The sequence below is a fragment of the Chryseobacterium sp. S0630 genome (assembly GCF_024158915.1).
Taxonomy (GTDB): Bacteria; Bacteroidota; Bacteroidia; order Flavobacteriales; family Weeksellaceae; genus Chryseobacterium.
On the sequence record NZ_JAMZGF010000006.1, the window covers coordinates 22,268 to 41,231 of the forward strand.

Sequence of the window (18,964 nt, forward strand, 5' to 3'; positions counted from 1 at the left end):
ACTATTTGTTAGGGTTTAAATGCCTGGTATTGATTTTTAAATTTCTGATAGCTTTCTTCTTCAATACTGAATTCTCCATACCAGACATAATCAAAAATATAAGACAGATTAGAGAAATCTTCCTTCAGATGAGGAGATTTCAACTCTGAGACATAGTCCTTATTTGTTTTTTCCGGATTCCAGTTGATCAGTTTTTTGTCACTCAGTTTTTTAAGAACAAACAGGAATTGGTAACGAACTGCGGAACGGTAATCTCCTGCGTGTTCAAATTTTGCAATACTTTCAGGGAAATTGATTTCATGGATATTCTCATGAAGTTCCTGAACATTAAGATCCAGTTTTTTATTCTTTTTACCAAAAATAAAATTCCCGTCTTTTCCCATAATGTACTTAATAATGAAATACAACAGAAAACCTACAAGAATAATCGCAAACAGACGAATAAGAATAGTAGTAAGCTCTGCCGACTTAGTGAATGCTGTTTCCCCAAAAATACTCTGTATAATCTGATTGATTTTTCGCATCAGCTTTTGAAAGAAAGATTCTCTCGGTTTTGATACAGAATAGTCAAATTCATTTCCTTTATATCTTGACGGAATATTTTCTTTAAATGTTTTCGGATACACCTCATTCTCCGATACCGGATATTTCATCAGCACAGAATCTGCACGCAGCATATTTCTGTAATGTCCGGTAGTATACAATGAATCTACCAGATCATCGGAAGCGGAATTATCGTCCTGAGCTTTAACCAGCCCAAGAGAGAAAAAAAGCAATATGAAAAAAAGAATTTTATTCATTGATTCCAATCGTGTCTATTTCTGCCAATTCAACTTTCTGGTGAAGATCTGTTCTGCTGTCATAATACATCAGTCCTGCATTTACATACATCAGGTTTGAAAGAAAAAATGAAAGCAACATGGAAAATCCATAAAATACAAAAAACAGAATTCCGGCAGCTCCGGTAAAAGGATTTTGTTCAAAATTTCCATCTGGTGTAGAGGTAAGAAGCGACCCGTAAAAGAACATCATCGGGATAAATGTAAATATAGATGTTATCATATAAATAATAATAAACATCACAAATGCAGATCCCCAATATTTCCAGAACGGTGATTTCTCGCTACCATTCGGATAAGAAAACTGAGAACGCAAAGCATAGCTCAGGCTTCCCCAGAAACCTCTCTCCGAATTAAAATAATCATACATCAGAAATGTAGTGAAATTAAATATCGTTGGATAAAGAAGCAGGATAAGAAAGAATCCGATAATAATAAGAACCAGGATATAAGAAAAACCTACTACAAATAAAATCGCAGGGGTAACAATAAAGATCATCCCCAGGCATAGTTTTCCAATTCTTCCGGCATTGTTCTTAAAATCACTCAGAATTTCATCAGCTTTTATCTTTTCTGCACCCTGTGCAATTCTTTTTAAGTAAAAAACAGGATACAGATAATTGACAATCATCAGAACCATGAAAAGCAGGAAGGTCAATAATCCCACCGTAATCAGCATTCCTGAGTTTTCAGAAAAATATTGTTCAAAATAATAGGTTTCCCCTCCAAGATTTGATCCGAATATTTGTGAAAAGAGTTCTTTATATCCGAAAATGACAACGGTTACCATTAAGATCAAAAGCAATCCGTTGATCAGAATATAGTTTTTAAAATAATTCTTTCCGTATAATTTGAAAAAATTGAAACTATCGCTGATAAAAGTTCCAAAGTCTCTTTTTTTATAAAATTGTATCATGGATATGTTGATTAGTTTTTTTGTAGACAATAGACGGATATACAAAATAGTAGAATCCAATGATGGCCAGTGAACCCAAAATAATGATCAGATTCAAAATTAAAGGCATCTTCAATGCATGTCTGGTGACATACCCTTCTATAATCCCTGCACAAATGGTGAAAGGAACAGTACTTAAAAATATTTTAAATGAATCTTTAAATCCTTTTTTAAACGAATTAAATCTTGAAAACGTTCTCGGAAATAAAATAGATGCGCCCAGAATCAATCCGCACATCGCTTCCACTACCATAGCAAAAATTTCAAAAACTCCGTGAAGCCATATTCCTCTTGCACTGTCTTTCAATGCTCCATAATCATAGAAGAAATATTGAAAAGCTCCCAGCATCACACTATTGGATAGCAATGCAAACAATGTTCCCACTCCTCCGGCAATTCCGTAAATATATAATTTTGCTCCAACCTGAATATTATTAAAGATAATTCCAATGGTGCTTCCCCAGGTACTTCCACTCTGATAAACGCCTACAGCATTATTATTTTTAATATTTTCAACGGTTTCATTCACATATCCTTCACCTAGAATAATATTCACGAAATTTTTATCATAAATGGCAGAAAGCACTCCGATTGAGGTAAATAAAATGAAAAAGAGAAATGCATACATCAGATATCTCCGGTAATGATACATCAACAACGGAACTTCTGTTTTAAAAAAGTAAACCAGTCTGTTTTCCTCTACCCTTTTGGTTTTATAGATCTTCTGAAAAATCTGGGCAGATAAATGATTCAGATAAACGGTGGTGTTACTTTTGGGGTAATAAGTCTGGGCAAAAGAAAGATCGTTGATCAGGTTTATATATAGCGAAGACAGGTCATCAGGATTTTTTTTAATTTTCCCTTGAATAACCTGTTCTATTCCCAACCATTTTTCTTTATTTTGTTTAATGAAATAAACTTCTCTCATAATTGTTAAGGCTAAAATAATAAAAAATATGTCTCAAATAGCGATAAATACCTCACAAAATGTAAATATTAATTTTAATATTGCAGGCGTAGGAGAAAGGATGCTTGCCTTCATTATTGATCTTCTGATCAGGATTGCTTATGTGGTAATTATCCTGTATCTTTTCTTCAATATTTTCGATTTGGGATATCTTTTAGACGGGCTTGATGACTGGTCTATACGGGCAGTATATCTTATTCTTACTTTTCCCATCTATATTTATCCTCTTGTATTGGAAAGTCTGATGGAAGGTCAGACTCCCGGTAAAAAACTGATGAAGATAAAAGTAGTGAAAATTGATGGCTATCAGGCCAGTTTTGCAGATTATATGATCCGTTGGGTTTTCAGAATCGTAGATGTTTCTTTTGCCGGAGTGGTAGGACTTATTTCTATGATTGTCTCTAAAAATAACCAGCGTTTAGGTGACATTGCTTCCGGAACAGCTGTTATTTCTTTAAAAAACAACATTAATATTTCTCATACAATTCTGGAGAATATCCATGAAAATTATGTTCCTTCTTTCCCTCAGGTGATTGCTTTGAGTGATAATGACATGAGAATCATCAAAGACAATTATACCAAAGCTCTGAAAGTAGATGACCGCCAGATCATCAGTAAATTATCCGAAAAAATCAAAAGCATTCTGAAACTGGAAATAGATCCTACGAAAATGACGGAAAGGCAGTTTATCAATGTTATTATCAAAGACTACAACTATTATACGGGGAAAGACAATTAGGACAGTCAATGGTCAATTTTGCTTCGCAAGTGAATGGTCAATTTAAAAATGTTGAAAAATTCATAGCGTTGCTCATTGCTCATTACTCATTACTCATTGCTCATTGCTCATTGCTCATTGCTCATTGCTCATTGCTCATTGCTCATTGCTTATGCAAAGGTCGGTTCAATTTTTGTATATTGAAGAATAAAGTTCTGAATCATGAAATTTGAAAACAATAAATCCGGAAACGGTGGAGTTCTTACGTTAAACAATGAAACAAAAGAAGTAGGAAGACTTACGTATACTATTTTCCCGGAAGATCATAAATTCATTATCTCTTTCGTATTGGTACACCCGGAATTTGAAGGCAGAGGAATGGGAAAATTTTTAGTAGAAGAAGCCATTAAATTTGCCAGAGAAAACAATTGGAAAGTATACCCGCATTGTTCCTATGCAAGATCTGTAATGATGAGAATGAATGATGTGGACGATATCTTTTTAAAGAATTAAAACTTCATTGAGAAGGATATCTTCAATATCATCCGGATAATCTACTCTGAGATGATGATCAGAAGCTACCCACTCCATAATTTCCTGAAGATTTAAAACCTTGGAATTGGGGATTCCCATTTTGTCAAGAGCACATGCATTGCATTCCTGTTCATATTGATTATGGATAGGAATTACAAATAGTTTTTTATCCATAAACAGAGCTTCTGCCGGACTTTCAAAACCTGCATTGCACAAAATTCCGTCACAACCTTCAAAGTATTTCAGATACTGGCTTTCATCAATAGGAAATACTTCTACATTTTTTACCTTTACCTGTACTTTGCTGTATTTTGAAAACACTTTCCACTCCACAGGAATTTTTCTTAACACTTTAATGATATTCTCATCTGCAAAACTAGGCAGGTAAACAAGATAATATCCCTGTTTGTAAGGATTCAGATTTCTGATCTTTCTCCTGATTACAGGTTTTTTAATCTGAGGATGATAATTTTCAAAATGAAACCCAATTTTCCTTTCACTTGGAACATAGTATTTTAAAATCATTTCTCCCAGAAAGTCTTTTTTCTTCGGTTTTGGTGTTTCCGCAAAGCTCATGGAAGCCTGATGGCTGAGTTCTATCATCGGAAGTTTTTTCAGTTTAGAAGCCCAACCAGTCAAGGGTTCATAATCATTAATAATTAAATCATACTGTGACAGCTCTAATTCTCTGATGGTTTTAGCAGCTTCAAGAAATTTATTTTCAGTAAACGTTTTTCGATAGGATAAACCGCCTGTTTTATTATAAAGAAGGGAAATACCTCTGTGTTGAAAATTAATATCAAAATCAGCCTTCAATTGCGATTGATGACCGCTGATCAAGGTATCAACAGATGCATGTTTTTTGAGAAGAGGAATGATTTCCTGTGCTCGGGCAACATGTCCGTTTCCAGTACCCTGGAATGCATATAAAATCTTCATTTAGGAAAAGTTGGTTACAATTTTTAAAAGAGCAGAATTATCCATTTCCGGAATTTCTTCAGCTTCATCATCTTTCAGCAAATGCTTATGCTCATCGTAATAAAAAATCTTCCATTCTTTATCATGATATTCTAAAGCGGACAGATTTTCAATCCAGTCACCGGAATTCAAATAAGTACAGGATCCTTTTTTATTAACAACCTCACGGATCTGCGGTTGATGGATATGCCCGCAAACGACATAATCATAATGATTGTCAATGGCCAGTTCGGAAGCCGTAAGTTCAAAATCACCGATATATTTTACTGCTTTTTTCACATTGTTTTTGATCTTTTTGGAAAACGAGTATTTCTCTTTACCCATTTTTTCTAAGAACCAATTTACAACATTATTGATAATAATCAGGAGGTCGTAACCTTTTCCACCGAGTTTGGCGATCCATTTTGAGTGCTGGACGGATGCATCGAAAACATCCCCATGAAAAATCCAGGTTTTTTTCTCATCTATATTCAGACAGATTTTATTACAGACTTTAAGTTTTCCCAGTTCAAAATCTGTGAACTTACGGAACATTTCGTCATGATTGCCTGTAATGTAATAAACATCTGTGTTTTTGGTAGCCAGTGAAAGAATCTTTCTGATTACCTTCAAATGAGGTTTAGGGAAGTAAGACTTTTTAAACTGCCAGATATCAATAATATCACCGTTTAAAACTAACGTTTTAGGCTGGATAGAATTGAGGTATCTCAACAATTCTTTAGCCTTACATCCATAAGTTCCCAAATGAACATCCGATATAACAACTAATTCAACGTTTCTTTTCATAGTTTTGTACAAAGAAACTAATTGAAAATTAACTGTATATGAATGCTATGTTATTTTTTATAAAGAGTTCATCAGCTCTTCTGTGATTTCCATATTGTGGTAAACGTTTTGCACGTCATCATCCTCTTCGAAACGCTCAAGCATTTTCATATTAGCTTTGAACTGTTCTGCGTTTACTTCTTTTGTATTGTTTGGAATTCTTTGAAGTTCTGCACTTTTTGCTTCAATTCCAAGCGCGTCCAATTTGTGAGATAAAGAACCGAAATCTTCAAAAGCTGTAGTAATCATTACTTCCTCTTCATCCTTTTCCACATCTTCTGCACCACCATCAATCATTTCCATTTCGAAATCATCCCAATCCATTTTAATCTGAGCTAAATCTATTGTGAAAATTCCTTTTCTATCGAAGATAAATGCTAACTCACCATTTTTACCAAGGTTACCGTCAAACTTATTGAAAACAGCTCTTACGTTGGCTACAGTTCTTGTTGTATTGTTTGTAGTACATTCTACAAAAAAAGCAACACCACCTTGTCCATAACCTTCATAAGTGATTTCTTCATAGTTTTCTGCATCTGCACCACTCGCTTTCTTAATGGCTCTTTCAACATTATCCTTAGGCATATTCGCCCCTTTTGCGTTTTGGATACATCTTCTCAATGCAGGATTGGATTCCGGATCTGTTCCACCAGCTTTTACCGCTAATGCAATATCTTTTCCAATTTTAGAGAATGTCTTGGCCATTTTATCCCATCTGGCCATTTTAGAAGCTTTTCTATATTCAAATGCTCTTCCCATTTTAATTTTTAAATTTCCAACAAAATTACTCAAAAGTCAACAAAAAAAAAATACCTCCAATCAAATTGGAGGTATTCATTATTTAGAAAAATTAATTATTTTTTCTTTTTAGCAGCAGCTTTTTTCTTAGCTGGAGCTTTTTTAGTAGCTTTCTTAGTAGCTTTTTTTGCTGGAGCAACAACATCAGATTTCTGATATTTGTTCCATTCACTGTCATCACCAATGTATCTAACAGTTACTTTTCTATCAGATTGTCTTTCAGCATCAGATGCAGATTCTGCAACTTTAGCATTTTGCTCTCCGATACCTACTGATTTTAAAGCGTTAACATCTACACCTCTTGCATCTAAAGCAGCAACTACAGAAGCAGCTCTTTCTTTAGATAATTTCAAGTTGTAAGCATCACTTCCTTTTCTGTCAGTTTCACCAACTAATAGGAATCTACCTCCATCTTTCTTAATGATTTCAGATGCAGTATCTAGAGCTCCTTTAGATTCCGGCTTGATTGTAGCTTTGTTGAAATCGAAGTAAACGCTCTTAAGGTTTTTCTCAACGTCAGTAGCTGTTACTTCTTTTGGTTTAGGACATCCGTTGTATTCAGGAAGACCTGGAACAGTAGGACAAGCATCATCTTTATCTAGGATACCGTCACCGTCTGTATCTGGCCAAGGACAACCGTTGTTTTCAGCAGGACCTGCTACTGTAGGACAAGCGTCATCTTTGTCGATTACACCATCACCGTCAGTATCTGGCCAAGGGCATCCGTTGTTTTCAACTGGACCAGCCACTTCTGGACATTGATCGTCTTTATCTGGAACTCCGTCACCGTCAGTATCAGGACATCCTTGGAATTCTGGTAAACCTGGAGTATCTGGACAAAGGTCATCTTTATCTAGGATACCATCCTTATCTCTATCTCTGTTTCCGAATCTGAATAAGATAGAAGCAGAAGCTTGCCAGAAGTTAGCCACTGTAGAGTGGTCACCTGGAGTTGATACATAATCTCCTTGGATACCAAGACCGAAGTTCTTAGTTACCCAGAAGTTAGCACCAGCACCAGTAGCTACAGTAAAGTGATTCGCTTTACCGTTTTCGTTACCGTCCTTACCGTTAACAATGTTTTCGATTGGATTACCGTTAGCATCAACAGCTGTTCTAGGGAAAGTAAGAGCTGTATAGTCATGTCTTAAATAGTTAGCACCAACTCTTAAATATGGATCAAACCAAGATTCTTCGTTCCATAAAAGACCTGCAGCGTGAGCCTGGAAACCAAGACCTGTCATTAGGAAAAATTCTTTCCCCATGTTAAATCTTTTGTTCTCAACATTTCCAACAGAAGTTTGCCAGTCAATTACTAAACCTTTACCAACGTTTCTAGCAACTGTTAACTTAGATAGTGGAGGTGTAATAGAGAAGTTGTTCACATTGAACATGTTCTTTGTCAAATTGTTAGCAGAGAACGTATTACTGAAAGTACCTCTTGCTGCTACGTGGTTTTCAGCATGAGCACCAACTCCGATTAACCACGGATTGTTGGTAGTCTGTGCGAAAACAGTAGAGGCAACAGTAAGCGCCAATGCTGAAATTCCTAATTTTAGATTTTTCATAGAATTAAATGATTAAATAATTGATAATGCAAAATAAATATAATTTTTCTTTATATACAAAGTTTTTCAAATGATTTTTAACTTTTCTTTAATATTCTGTCGAGGTTCCGTTTATTTTCTCTATCTTTTATCGCCTCTCTTTTATCGAAAAGTTTTTTCCCTCTACCAAGCGCTATCAGCACCTTTGCTTTCCCTCGGTCAGTGATATATAATTTTAAAGGTATTATGGTGTTCCCAGCATCCTTTAACTTTTTTTCAAGTTTTTGTAATTCTTTTTTGTGCAAGAGCAATTTCCGTTCCCTTTTTGTTTTGTGATTGTAAAAAGTTCCCAATTTATACTCATCAATCATCATGTTGATGATGTACAATTCCCCATCAATAAACTGACAGAAGGATTCTGTAATGGATGCTTTGGAAGAACGTAAAGATTTTATTTCCGTACCCGTCAAAACCATTCCGGCTTCGTATTCTTCTAGAATTTCATATTCAAAACGGGCTCTTTTATTTAATATGCTAACTGTTTTCTCAATCTTCATCATTTTAAAATTTCGTTAATGAAATATATAAAAAATACCATACATTTAAAAACTTGACTATTATATTATTACAAAATACCCAAATTCTTTTCGTATTTTTGCGCCAAATTTACAAAACTATATGTTAACAGTATCTAACTTATCTTTACAATTCGGGAAAAGAGTTCTTTTTGACGAGGTAAATATTATGTTTACCAAAGGAAACTGCTACGGGATCATCGGAGCAAACGGTGCGGGAAAGTCTACATTCCTGAAAATACTAACAGGAAAGCAGGATCCTACAACAGGGCATGTATCTCTGGAACCAGGGAAAAGAATGTCAGTTTTGGAGCAGGATCACTTTGCTTATGATCAGTTTACTGTTCTTGAAGCTGTTTTAAGAGGTAATAAGAAATTATTTGAGATAAAAGAGGAAATGGATGCGTTATACGCAAAAGAAGATTTCTCTGACGAAGACGGTATTAAGGCCGGAGAATTAGGTGTAATTTATGACGAGATGGGTGGCTGGACTGCAGAATCTGATGCTCAGACTATGCTTTCTAACGTAGGAATCACGGATGATATGCACTGGCAGTTGATGAGTGAACTTGAGAACAAAGACAAAGTAAAAGTTCTTTTGGCACAGGCACTTTTCGGGAACCCTGATGTACTGATTCTGGATGAGCCTACCAACGACCTTGACATTGACACCATCTCATGGCTGGAAGACTTCCTTGCTGATTATGAAAACACGGTAATTGTTGTATCTCACGACCGTCACTTCCTTGATACGGTTTGTACCCACATCGGTGACCTTGATTATTCTAAGCTTAACCTATATACAGGTAACTACTCTTTCTGGTACCAGGCTTCTCAATTGGCAACAAGACAAAGAGCTCAGGCCAACAAGAAAGCTGAAGAGAAGAAAAAAGAACTTCAGGACTTCATTGCACGTTTCAGTTCTAACGTTGCTAAGGCAAAACAGGCAACGGCAAGAAAGAAAATGATCGACAAATTAAATATTGACGATATTAAGCCTTCTTCAAGAAGATACCCTGCTATTATTTTCGAAATGGAGAGAGAAGCCGGAGATCAGATTCTTGATGTAAAAGGTCTTGAGAAAACAAAAGACGGAGAATTATTATTCTCTAATGTTGATTTAAATCTTAAAAAAGGAGATAAAGTAGCTGTACTTTCCAAAAACTCTTTGGCCATTACGGAATTCTTCGAAATTCTGGCTGGAAATGTTGAAGCAGACAAAGGTACAGTTGCATGGGGAGTTACTACCAATCAGTCTCACATGCCATTGGATAATACCAACTTCTTCCAGGAAGACTTAAGCTTGGTTGACTGGTTAAGACAGTTTACAAAGAATGATGAAGAGCGTCACGAAGAATTCGTAAGAGGATTCTTAGGAAGAATGCTATTCTCAGGAGATGAAGCTTTGAAATCTTGTAAAGTACTTTCCGGAGGTGAAAAAATGAGATGTATGTTCAGTAGAATGATGCTTCAGAAAGCTAACGTTCTTTTATTAGATGAACCTACCAACCACTTAGACCTTGAGAGTATCACCACTTTGAACAACTCTTTATCTAACTTCAAAGGAAATCTTTTACTGGCATCTCATGACCACGAAATGCTTTCAACAGTCTGTAACAGAATCATTGAACTGACTCCTACCGGAATCATCGACAGAGAAATGACTTATGACGAATACCTTGCTGATAAAAAGGTAAAAGAATTAAGAGAAAAAATGTATTCATAATCTGAACAACATTAAAATCTATATAAAAATACCTCAAAGCAATGCTTTGAGGTATTTTCGTTTAAACAATAAATAAAATAATTATTTCGTCAATTTAGCAGTGGGTAAAGCTACAGTTCCCGGATCTTTCCATAAACCTTCTTTCTCTGCTTTCTTTTTGATAGATTCTGCTCTTTTGTTGCTGTCGGGGTGAGAATTGAACATCTTTTCAAAATTAGTCTGTGTACTTCCTTCTGAAAGTAAAGCTAACTTTTTAAAAGCTGTATAAGCACCCACAACATCATATTTATTAGCTTTCATAAAGTCATATGAATAAGTATCTGCTTCAGACTCCTGCTTTTTACTGTGTGAAGCATCTAAAAAGGCATTCGCCATCTTTCCTACCTGACTTTCATTAAGGGTAGCTACAGCTGACGAAGCTGATGATGCAGCATCTAATGCAGCCGCTTTCAGGTAAGCTGATTTCATAGCATCTTTGGTATCCTGATTCTTTACGTGGCCGATTTCGTGGCCGATTACAGCAAGTAATTCATTATCAGTCATAATATCCATTAATGAAGAGAATACGCGTACACTTCCGTCTGCACAGGCAAACGCATTGATATCTTTTACTTTATAAACTTTATAATTCAGGTTCAGACCATCCTGAGATTTATGTTTTCCAAACAATTTGTTCAGTCTCACAGTGTATGGGTCTTTAGGTCCTGCTACAGGATTATTTTTATCCATCCAATCTACTGATTCTTTGGATAATTTAACAGCATCTTCGTTGGTAAATGTTAAGGCTTTTGCACCATTTGAAACCATTCCGGCAGCTTTTCCGAGGTTAATTTTCTGTGCATTGATCGAATACATTGCCCCAAATAACATAAGGCTTAGCGTAATTTTTTTCATAGTCATTTAAAATTTGGAGCACGAAGATAATATTTTTTAACAATTATTAAGTCAAAAATTCTCCTATATCTGTCTTGAATGTTATTTTTTTTATCATTGAAAAGAAATCCGAAATTTCTTGCCTTTTATTTTAAACAAAATAATCCTAAAAATGCGTGATACATATAGTTTGAAAGAGTATAATTTTCCTGCAGAGATCATTTTTAAAATGAATAAGAATATAATTCCGCTGATCAATTTAACTAACAAGTATAAATTTTGCTCATCCTTATGCCATCCATTTTAAAATCTAATTTGCTGATTTTTAAAGACGCTTTTAGAACTTTTTTCCCTATTTTTGTGAAATGAGTCAAAAATGGATTTACAAGCCTGAACCCGATGAGGAAGTTGTTGACAGACTAAGTTCGTCACTTGGTTTTGGTACTTTTGAATCTAAAATCCTCGTTCTAAGGGGAATTGACAATTATCAAAAGGCCAGAGAATTCTTCAAACCCAACCTTAACGATATACACAATCCGTTTTTAATGGCAGACATGCAAAAAGCTGTAGAGCGTATTGCCACCGCTATTGAAAATGGAGAAAAAATATTGGTATATGGTGACTATGATGTGGACGGAACCACAGCTGTTGCTTTGATGTACCTTTATCTCAGCAAAATTGTTGAGAAAAAATATCTGGATTATTATATTCCTGACAGAAATTCTGAAGGATATGGAATTTCCACGGAAGGAATTGATTTTGCCAAAGAAAATGGTTTTTCATTAATCATTGCTCTGGACTGTGGAATCAAAGCACTTGATATGATCAACTATGCCAGCAATCTGGATATCGATTTTATTATTTGTGACCATCACCTTCCGGGTGAAGAGATTCCTAATGCTGCAGCTGTACTTGACCCAAAAAGGAATGACTGCCGATATCCTTTCAAAGAACTTTCAGGATGTGGTGTTGGTTTTAAGCTTTGCCAGGGACTTAATACCATTTATAAATTACCGGAAGCAGAATTATTTGAACTGACAGACCTTCTGGCAATCTCCATTGCAGCAGATATTGTTTCCATGACAGGAGAAAACAGAGTTCTGGCTAAAATGGGATTAAAAACCCTCAGAAAGACCAGAAATCTTGGTTTAAGATTATTGATTCCTGAGGATAAACTTTCTCATTTTGAAATTTCCAATATTGTTTTTGAAATCGCTCCTAAAATTAATGCTGCCGGAAGAATTTCTCATGGTAAAGCTGCTGTAGAGCTTATGGTTTCTGACAATCTGAAACATGCCAATCAGATTGTAAATGATATCATGAATCTCAACGATGAAAGGCGTGAGCTGGATATGAATTCCACACTTTCTGCTTTAAATCAGATTATAGAATCCCAGCAGGAAACCAAGCATACTACAATCGTTTATCATCCTGAATGGAATAAAGGTGTAATTGGTATTGTTGCCTCAAGGCTTATTGAAACCTATTATAAACCTACCCTTGTATTTACTGATGGTAATAATGGGGAAATGGTAGCTTCTGCAAGATCTGTTTCTGATTTTGATGTACATGAAGCCCTTGATTTGTGTTCTGAATATTTCCTTAAATTCGGGGGACATCATGCTGCGGCCGGACTTTCGATGGAGAAGGATAAATTTGATGCTTTCAAGGAAAAATTTGAAAGAATTGTTTCTGAAAAAATCAAGGATCATCAGAAAGAACCTTCTATTACGATTGATACAGAGATTAAAGTAGATGAAATCAACAGAGAGTTTATCAATTTCCACAGAAAACTGGCTCCATTTGGACCTCATAATATGAAACCTATTTTTACGTTAACGGATCAGAAACTTTCCGGGTATGTAAAAACAATGGGAAAAGATAATAATCACCTGAAGTTTTATATCAGACAGGAATCTACAGGACGAAATATTGAATGTGTCGGATTCAAACTGGGACAGTTTGTTGAGGATTTTAAAAATAAAAGTTTCGACCTTGCTTTTACCCTGGAAGAAAATCACTGGAAAGGCAATGTAACTCATTATCTTAATATTAAGGATGTAAAATTTAGAGAGTAAGTAAGGTTGCAGGATTTAGGTTGCACATAATAAAAGCCTGAACAAATATAAAGTTCTGATCAAAATATTGATATTCTAAACTACTGCTACCTATTAGCTAACAAAAAATGAAAAAAATCGGTTTATTTTTCGGATCATTCAATCCTATTCATATCGGGCATCTTATTCTGGCTAATTATATTCTGGAAAATTCTGACATGGATGAACTTTGGTTTGTAGTAAGTCCACAAAACCCGTTTAAAGACAAAAAATCTTTACTGAATGACCATAACAGACTTGATATGGTACAACTTGCGGTAAAGAACTATCCCAATATGAGAGCTTCCAATGTAGAATTCTCTCTTCCGAAACCAAGTTATACTATTGATACGCTAACTTATCTTCATGAAAAATATCCTGATTATTCTTTCAGTCTGATCATGGGCGAAGATAATCTGAAGAGTCTTCACAAATGGAAAAACTCTGATATGCTGATCAAAAATCATCATATCATTGTCTATCCAAGAGTATTTGAAGGAGAGAAAAAAGATTCCGAATATTTACAACATGAAAATATCTCTCTGATCAAGGCTCCGGTAATAGAACTTTCTGCTACGGAAATCCGTAATATGGTTAAGAATGGTAAAAATGTAAGACCTATGCTTCCGCCTGAAGTTTTTGAATATTTGGATGGTAGTAGTTTTTATAAGTAATTTTGCACATCAGAAATGAGAGGCTAAAACTAAAAGCCGGAGAAAGACTCTTACCTTTTATCTCTCACCTCATAATTTAAGAAATGGACTTCATCGAAAAAATATTCTCAAAATATTCTCAGGAAAAAATTATCAAATGGTTTAAGCAGATATGTCTTGCCGAAGCTGTTTCATGTCTTTTGCTGTACTGTGTTGCGATGATCTGGATCCGGTATGATGAAAATTTATATTCTATTATCTTCATCAGCGTTATTGGTAGTTTACACGGATTATTTTTTACACTTTACCTTTTGTTATGCCTTCCTGCCAGAAAAATTTATAACTGGGATGACGAAGATTTTGTTTTTGCTTTATTATCAGCATTCTTCCCTTTTGCAACGGTTTGGGTAGATAAGAAGCTAGCACGATTCGATAGAGAATAAATATACTGCATAAAAAAAGGACCATTTCGGTCCTTTTTATTTTTATGGTGATTACAAATCCCGTTTTACATGCCCTGTTGCCGTGAAGGTGTGATTTCCTGAACTATCGGTGAACGTTCCATTAACTGTAAAATCAATATAGTCTCCTACCGCTCCAAAAGAAGTTACATTGACAACGAGGTTTCCATTATTGGCTGTAATAGCCCCTCCAGAAAATTCAAGCCCATAATTAGAAGTAAAACTTGCAGCAACTCCCAACATATTATTCTGAGTCATAGAAAAAAATGGCCCTGCAGCATTCAGTGAACTTATTCTCAATTGTTTAGGTGATATAATAGGCGAAGGTATAAGACCTGTCCATTGTGCATTGAACAGTCCCACTATATTAACGGTTGGCTGATTATCAATTTTATAACTGATCAGCTCATTCACAGAATTACAAACCATGATATTTCCCAAATTTACTGTTGTAGATGGAGCTGTGAAAGTGACTTCATTAGTGCTTTGTAAATTAATGGCATCAAACCCTTCATAGGTAAACTGAGGATTTGCAGTACATGCATACGTGTTGAATGTAAAACCTCCGGTACTGTTTACAGGTAATGATAAATACTGGAAATAGTTAGTGTTTAAAGCAGATCTCAATATTACATAGCCATCAGTAACATCAGTATTCGCACAGGTTTTAAGACTTCCCTGAATCGTATAATTGACAGATGTAGAAGGATTTACTGTAATATCCTGAATCGTTGTTATGATTCCAGCCGTAAATGGGCCAACGTTAGAAGTATACATTACATTATTGCAGGCATCATAAACATTTAAAGCAAGAATCTCCCCTGCAGGAACAATTCCAGACACTGTTCCTGTATTATCTGTGATTCCATAAGTTTCGTAGGATTGAGAGCTTCTCTTTAAAGTTACTTTAATATTAGGTAAAACCTGTCCTGCGGAATTTTTCACCGTTACTTTCATTGTTGCCTGTGGAAACTGTGCATCACAATTCCACCACGAAAAATGGCTTACTGTTCCTACATAGGTATTTCCAATCTTTGTTGCAGCACCTTCTTCTTTCCACATTCCGGTCTCTTCATTATATGACCATAAGGGGATTGTGGCTGGTGAGCTGGAAGTTTGTGCAGCATCTATTGGAACTGTAATTTCTGCAGTATGGCCGTTGGCAATCTGAAGATTCTGTCCGGAACTTCCTGTTAATTGTACATGCAGCATTCCAAAAGTTTCCATTATTCTGGCATTCCCTCCCAAGTTGGTTGCCAAAAAAGATCCCGGCATTAATTCATTAAGATATGGGTTGGATGGTGTTAAGTGAAAAACTCCAACGCTCACACTTCCTGAATAGGGATTTCCGTTGGCATCTTTGAAGCTTCCATCGAATTTTACTTTCGTTCCGTTGGGTAGTGAAACTGTAGAGGTTGAACCAGTAGCAATTGTAGAGGTGGTTGTCGCCGGAATCATCATGATATTCACTCTGTTTATTCCGTTAGTAGGAACTAAAACTCTTGATGCATTTACAAAGCCAGGTTTTGTCACTTTTACATGGGCAAAATTTTCTTTTACCGAAGCATTTTTAAATGTGAAGAAACCTTTAAGATTGGTGGTAACAGTACTTGTTCCGATTGTAACTGTTGCCCCGGAAACCGGGATTCCGTTTGTATCAAGAACGACTCCCTGGAAATTTCTTTGTGTAGTAGCTTCAAAATTATAATTGGAGGTTGAATTGGATGTGTTGTCTTCTATTTCTAGCAAAGATTCATCTTTACATGAAAATAACAACATAGACAACAAAAATAATAGGTAAAATTTTCGCATATGGTATTAGTTTTTAGTTTTCACTAAATTAATAATAAAAGTATATCATCAGCACATTTTATTATTTTTCTCTTTTTTTTAATTAAAAATCTTCATTAATTTCTTTCTTCCATGTAACATTTAACATCTGTTATTTGTCTTATTATACAGAAAGGTCAAACAATCATTATTTTTAACTAAATTTTTATCAACTGATAATCAATCAATTAAATTTAATTAAAAATATTTTTCAGTACTTTGTATTGCATGATACTAAATTTATTACATATCTTTGCAATATAAAATAACAAACCATACAAGCTATTAATTAAAAAAGAATAATCATGAAGACTCAAATTCTTATTGCAGCACTATTTTTCGGTGGACTTATCACTGCCCAGCAGAAAAAAGACAGTATGAAAGTAAATGCTATTGATGCAGTGAATATCAAGAAGCAGGTTTTCAAAAAGCAAGGTGACCGTTTGGTGTATGATGTAGCTTCTTCATCTATCGCTAAAGGAACCAACACCTTTAATCTTTTAAAACAAACTCCGATGATTTCCAGTATTGATGGAAAAACGCTGAAGATTTTGGGAAAAAATGATGCCGTGATTTATATCAACAATAAGAAAACCAATATGGACTCTGAGGCATTGATTGAAATGCTGAAATCTACTCCCTCTGAGGATATCCAGAAAATAGAAGTCATCACAGTTCCCGGAAGTGAATTCCAGGTTGAATCGAAAGAAGGTGTCATCAATATTGTGATGAAAAAAAGCAAAAACAACGGCTACAACGGAACGTTGAAAATGCAGAACGAGCAGGCTTATTACAATAATCCTAATGCAGGAGCTTCTTTTAATTTCAGACAGGGGAAATGGTCAGGTAACTCTAATTTCAGAACGGGAAGCTGGACAGACAGACAAAGATATACGCTGTCCAATGGTGATCCTACTTTCAAAAATGAATCATTTGGGTTTAATGATGATCCTAACAAAAATTTTGGTGGAGGCTTCAATGTTGATTATGAAATTAATAAAAAACACAGTCTTGGATTCTCTTACAACATGAGATACAACAAAAGTTTCAATTCTGTACTGGATATTACCAACTGGCAAAACGGAGTATTAAATAACAGAACGGTTAATAACGAGGATGCACAGACCAGAAATCATTCTTTCAATTTGAATTATGAGATGAAAACAGATTCTCTGGGAAGTAAGCTTACATCCAACGTTTCTTACCTGTGGTTCAACAGAGATAAAGTGAGTTTCAATGAAAGTTTTCCTTTAACAAATGATACAATCAACAAATATTCAGCATTACATCAAGCTGTACCACAGATTATTAACAACTATGCTGCCAATATTGATTATCTGAAAAAAACAGCTAAAGGAGCAACATGGTTGATGGGAATAAGCTATAACCACACCAATACAGATAATGATACCAGACAGGATAAATTGACAAAAGGAGAATTTATAATAGACCCGAACCAAACGAATCACTTCATTTATAAAGAAAATATTCTCGGAATTTATCTGAACTATGAAAGAAAGCTGACTGAAAAAATATCCGGAAAAATAGGGGCAAGATATGAAATGACCAGAAGTACAGGAGATATCGTAGACAAAACAGGTTTTGAAAGAAATTACAATAACCTTCTGCCTTATCTGAATTTAAATTACGCAATCAACTCAGACCATAATGTAAGCTATACTTTTTCCAGCAGAATCAGAAGACCAAGATTCTGGGAACTGAATCCTTCAAGAACCTACTTTACTCCTACGAATTATACGCAGAACAATCCATTTATACTGGCTTCCAAATATTATAATCAGGAGATCAATTATATGTACAAAAATGCATTCTATGCCAACCTTAGTTTTAATATGGTGGAGGATGCAGCTGCCTCAGACCTGATTCCATTGCAGGGAACTGTAACAGCTCCTAAAAAAGATTCTGAGGGGAAAATCATAAAGGATATCAAAGGAAATCCAATTATGGAAACTACCAGATTCTTAAGATATATCAGAACCAATTATGGTAAAAATAGGGAGATTGCCCTAACTCTTGGAATGAACAAATCCTGGTTCAAAGACATATGGACAACCAACTATTCTGTCAATTTAGGATATGTTACCTACAAAGGCGGAGTATTTGAAGATCCTACTTCTATGCCCGTTCCGGGAGAAACTGAAGTGGTAGATCCTTATATCATTGATGTCAAAAACTACAATATGTCTGCAACCCTCAATAATGTCATCAGACTTTCTTCGAAAAAAGATTGGTTCTTAGGGGTTAATTACTTCTTTGCCAGCCAGACCGCAATGGAAGGAGGAATGATAGGAGCAAGACAGAGTTTCGATTTAAGTCTGAAAAAAATTGCCGGAGACTGGACGATTGTAGCGGAAGTGAGCGACTTATTCAATCAAAGTTTCTACAGCATTAAAGGAGTACAGCCTAATGGAAAATATAATAATATCACCAACTTCAATTATCCAAGGCTCATGAGCATCGGAGTGACTTATAATTTCGGAAATCAGAAACTGAAAAAAGCAAGGGAAATGAAATCAGCTAACGATGCTGTAAAATCAAGAACCTAATCTATAAAACTTTACACTCAAA

General features: G+C 35.2%; 17 protein-coding genes. 7 read left to right on the forward strand and 10 right to left on the reverse strand.

Translation table 11 applies throughout. The annotated features are described in order from the left end of the window. Positions 1 to 8 precede the first annotated feature (8 nt). Genes NK356_RS04105 through NK356_RS04115 form a run of 3 tightly spaced genes read right to left on the reverse strand, consistent with a single transcriptional unit; the run spans position 9 to position 2,722 of the window. Entirely contained in the window at positions 9 to 800 is a 792-nt protein-coding gene (locus NK356_RS04105) for a DUF4129 domain-containing protein (protein WP_034694772.1), read from the reverse strand. Then, positions 793 to 1,755, reverse strand: coding sequence for a DUF4013 domain-containing protein (locus NK356_RS04110; RefSeq protein WP_034694770.1), 963 nt, complete (start codon positions 1,753 to 1,755; stop codon positions 793 to 795). The genes NK356_RS04105 and NK356_RS04110 overlap by 8 nt, the downstream gene beginning before the upstream one ends. Then, positions 1,739 to 2,722 carry a stage II sporulation protein M gene (locus tag NK356_RS04115; protein ID WP_034694769.1) on the reverse strand — a complete coding sequence of 328 codons (984 nt, stop codon included), beginning with the start codon at positions 2,720 to 2,722 and terminating at the stop codon, positions 1,739 to 1,741. The genes NK356_RS04110 and NK356_RS04115 overlap by 17 nt, the downstream gene beginning before the upstream one ends. A 28-nt stretch (positions 2,723 to 2,750) precedes the next feature. Here NK356_RS04115 and NK356_RS04120 point away from each other — a divergent pair, with 28 nt between their 5' ends. Both NK356_RS04120 and NK356_RS04125 read left to right on the forward strand, forming a co-directional pair. Then, a complete protein-coding gene (locus tag NK356_RS04120; protein WP_034694767.1) occupies positions 2,751 to 3,500 on the forward strand; it encodes an RDD family protein in 750 nt (249 codons plus the stop codon). A 201-nt stretch (positions 3,501 to 3,701) separates the two neighbouring features. Further along, positions 3,702 to 3,992, forward strand: coding sequence for a GNAT family N-acetyltransferase (locus NK356_RS04125; RefSeq protein ID WP_034694765.1), 291 nt, complete (start codon positions 3,702 to 3,704; stop codon positions 3,990 to 3,992). Here NK356_RS04125 and NK356_RS04130 read toward each other — a convergent pair. From NK356_RS04130 to smpB, 5 genes are all read right to left on the reverse strand, one after another. Further along, positions 3,981 to 4,952: a glycosyltransferase family protein gene (locus NK356_RS04130; RefSeq protein ID WP_034694761.1), complete on the reverse strand. Its 972-nt coding sequence runs from the start codon at positions 4,950 to 4,952 to the stop codon at positions 3,981 to 3,983. The two genes, NK356_RS04125 and NK356_RS04130, sit on opposite strands and share 12 nt — an antisense overlap. Next, the gene (locus NK356_RS04135) at positions 4,953 to 5,777 is read right to left on the reverse strand and encodes a UDP-2,3-diacylglucosamine diphosphatase (protein ID WP_034694759.1); all 825 of its coding nucleotides are present in this window, start codon (positions 5,775 to 5,777) and stop codon (positions 4,953 to 4,955) included. It lies immediately after the preceding gene. A 57-nt stretch (positions 5,778 to 5,834) separates the two neighbouring features. Next, on the reverse strand, positions 5,835 to 6,575 hold the full coding sequence (locus tag NK356_RS04140; protein ID WP_034694756.1) for a YebC/PmpR family DNA-binding transcriptional regulator: 741 nt from the start codon (positions 6,573 to 6,575) through the stop codon (positions 5,835 to 5,837). A gap of 95 nt (positions 6,576 to 6,670) precedes the next feature. Further along, on the reverse strand, positions 6,671 to 8,182 hold the full coding sequence (locus NK356_RS04145) for an OmpA family protein (RefSeq protein WP_034694754.1): 1,512 nt from the start codon (positions 8,180 to 8,182) through the stop codon (positions 6,671 to 6,673). A gap of 77 nt (positions 8,183 to 8,259) precedes the next feature. Continuing rightward, on the reverse strand, positions 8,260 to 8,718 hold the full coding sequence (gene smpB, locus NK356_RS04150; RefSeq protein ID WP_034694839.1) for an SsrA-binding protein SmpB: 459 nt from the start codon (positions 8,716 to 8,718) through the stop codon (positions 8,260 to 8,262). Positions 8,719 to 8,839: 121 nt separating this feature from the next. Here smpB and NK356_RS04155 point away from each other — a divergent pair, with 121 nt between their 5' ends. After that, positions 8,840 to 10,462 carry an ABC-F family ATP-binding cassette domain-containing protein gene (locus NK356_RS04155; RefSeq protein ID WP_034694751.1) on the forward strand — a complete coding sequence of 541 codons (1,623 nt, stop codon included), beginning with the start codon at positions 8,840 to 8,842 and terminating at the stop codon, positions 10,460 to 10,462. Between the two features lie 81 nt (positions 10,463 to 10,543). Here the strand turns inward: NK356_RS04155 and NK356_RS04160 are convergent, their stop codons facing one another. Further along, the gene (locus NK356_RS04160) at positions 10,544 to 11,356 is read right to left on the reverse strand and encodes a M48 family metallopeptidase (protein WP_034694837.1); all 813 of its coding nucleotides are present in this window, start codon (positions 11,354 to 11,356) and stop codon (positions 10,544 to 10,546) included. 344 nt (positions 11,357 to 11,700) lie between these two features. On the opposite strand from NK356_RS04160, the gene recJ reads away from it, so the two are divergent. The 3 genes from recJ to NK356_RS04175 all read left to right on the forward strand — a co-directional run bounded on the left by recJ (position 11,701) and on the right by NK356_RS04175 (position 14,527). After that, the gene (recJ, locus tag NK356_RS04165; protein ID WP_034694749.1) at positions 11,701 to 13,413 is read left to right on the forward strand and encodes a single-stranded-DNA-specific exonuclease RecJ; all 1,713 of its coding nucleotides are present in this window, start codon (positions 11,701 to 11,703) and stop codon (positions 13,411 to 13,413) included. 107 nt (positions 13,414 to 13,520) lie between these two features. Beyond that, positions 13,521 to 14,105, forward strand: coding sequence for a nicotinate (nicotinamide) nucleotide adenylyltransferase (nadD, locus tag NK356_RS04170; RefSeq protein WP_034694748.1), 585 nt, complete (start codon positions 13,521 to 13,523; stop codon positions 14,103 to 14,105). Positions 14,106 to 14,188: 83 nt separating this feature from the next. After that, positions 14,189 to 14,527 (forward strand): DUF3817 domain-containing protein, encoded by a 339-nt coding sequence (locus tag NK356_RS04175; RefSeq protein WP_253316313.1) that lies wholly within the window; start codon positions 14,189 to 14,191, stop codon positions 14,525 to 14,527. A gap of 51 nt (positions 14,528 to 14,578) precedes the next feature. Here NK356_RS04175 and NK356_RS04180 read toward each other — a convergent pair whose 3' ends face one another. Next, on the reverse strand, positions 14,579 to 16,357 hold the full coding sequence (locus tag NK356_RS04180; RefSeq protein WP_253316314.1) for a carboxypeptidase-like regulatory domain-containing protein: 1,779 nt from the start codon (positions 16,355 to 16,357) through the stop codon (positions 14,579 to 14,581). Positions 16,358 to 16,680: 323 nt separating this feature from the next. On the opposite strand from NK356_RS04180, the gene NK356_RS04185 reads away from it, so the two are divergent. Then, positions 16,681 to 18,942 (forward strand): outer membrane beta-barrel family protein, encoded by a 2,262-nt coding sequence (locus NK356_RS04185; RefSeq protein ID WP_253316315.1) that lies wholly within the window; start codon positions 16,681 to 16,683, stop codon positions 18,940 to 18,942. Positions 18,943 to 18,964 lie beyond the last annotated feature (22 nt).

Bases quoted from the DNA above. Each gene is read 5' to 3' on its own strand.
- NK356_RS04105 (WP_034694772.1), bottom strand. From the start codon at position 800: ATGAATAAAATTCTTTTTTTCATATTGCTTTTTTTCTCTCTTGGGCTG.
- NK356_RS04110 (WP_034694770.1), bottom strand. From the start codon at position 1,755: ATGATACAATTTTATAAAAAAAGAGACTTTGGAACTTTTATCAGCGAT.
- NK356_RS04115 (WP_034694769.1), bottom strand. From the start codon at position 2,722: ATGAGAGAAGTTTATTTCATTAAACAAAATAAAGAAAAATGGTTGGGA.
- NK356_RS04120 (WP_034694767.1), top strand. From the start codon at position 2,751: ATGTCTCAAATAGCGATAAATACCTCACAAAATGTAAATATTAATTTT.
- NK356_RS04125 (WP_034694765.1), top strand. From the start codon at position 3,702: ATGAAATTTGAAAACAATAAATCCGGAAACGGTGGAGTTCTTACGTTA.
- NK356_RS04130 (WP_034694761.1), bottom strand. From the start codon at position 4,952: ATGAAGATTTTATATGCATTCCAGGGTACTGGAAACGGACATGTTGCC.
- NK356_RS04135 (WP_034694759.1), bottom strand. From the start codon at position 5,777: ATGAAAAGAAACGTTGAATTAGTTGTTATATCGGATGTTCATTTGGGA.
- NK356_RS04140 (WP_034694756.1), bottom strand. From the start codon at position 6,575: ATGGGAAGAGCATTTGAATATAGAAAAGCTTCTAAAATGGCCAGATGG.
- NK356_RS04145 (WP_034694754.1), bottom strand. From the start codon at position 8,182: ATGAAAAATCTAAAATTAGGAATTTCAGCATTGGCGCTTACTGTTGCC.
- smpB (WP_034694839.1), bottom strand. From the start codon at position 8,718: ATGAAGATTGAGAAAACAGTTAGCATATTAAATAAAAGAGCCCGTTTT.
- NK356_RS04155 (WP_034694751.1), top strand. From the start codon at position 8,840: ATGTTAACAGTATCTAACTTATCTTTACAATTCGGGAAAAGAGTTCTT.
- NK356_RS04160 (WP_034694837.1), bottom strand. From the start codon at position 11,356: ATGAAAAAAATTACGCTAAGCCTTATGTTATTTGGGGCAATGTATTCG.
- recJ (WP_034694749.1), top strand. From the start codon at position 11,701: ATGAGTCAAAAATGGATTTACAAGCCTGAACCCGATGAGGAAGTTGTT.
- nadD (WP_034694748.1), top strand. From the start codon at position 13,521: ATGAAAAAAATCGGTTTATTTTTCGGATCATTCAATCCTATTCATATC.
- NK356_RS04175 (WP_253316313.1), top strand. From the start codon at position 14,189: ATGGACTTCATCGAAAAAATATTCTCAAAATATTCTCAGGAAAAAATT.
- NK356_RS04180 (WP_253316314.1), bottom strand. From the start codon at position 16,357: ATGCGAAAATTTTACCTATTATTTTTGTTGTCTATGTTGTTATTTTCA.
- NK356_RS04185 (WP_253316315.1), top strand. From the start codon at position 16,681: ATGAAGACTCAAATTCTTATTGCAGCACTATTTTTCGGTGGACTTATC.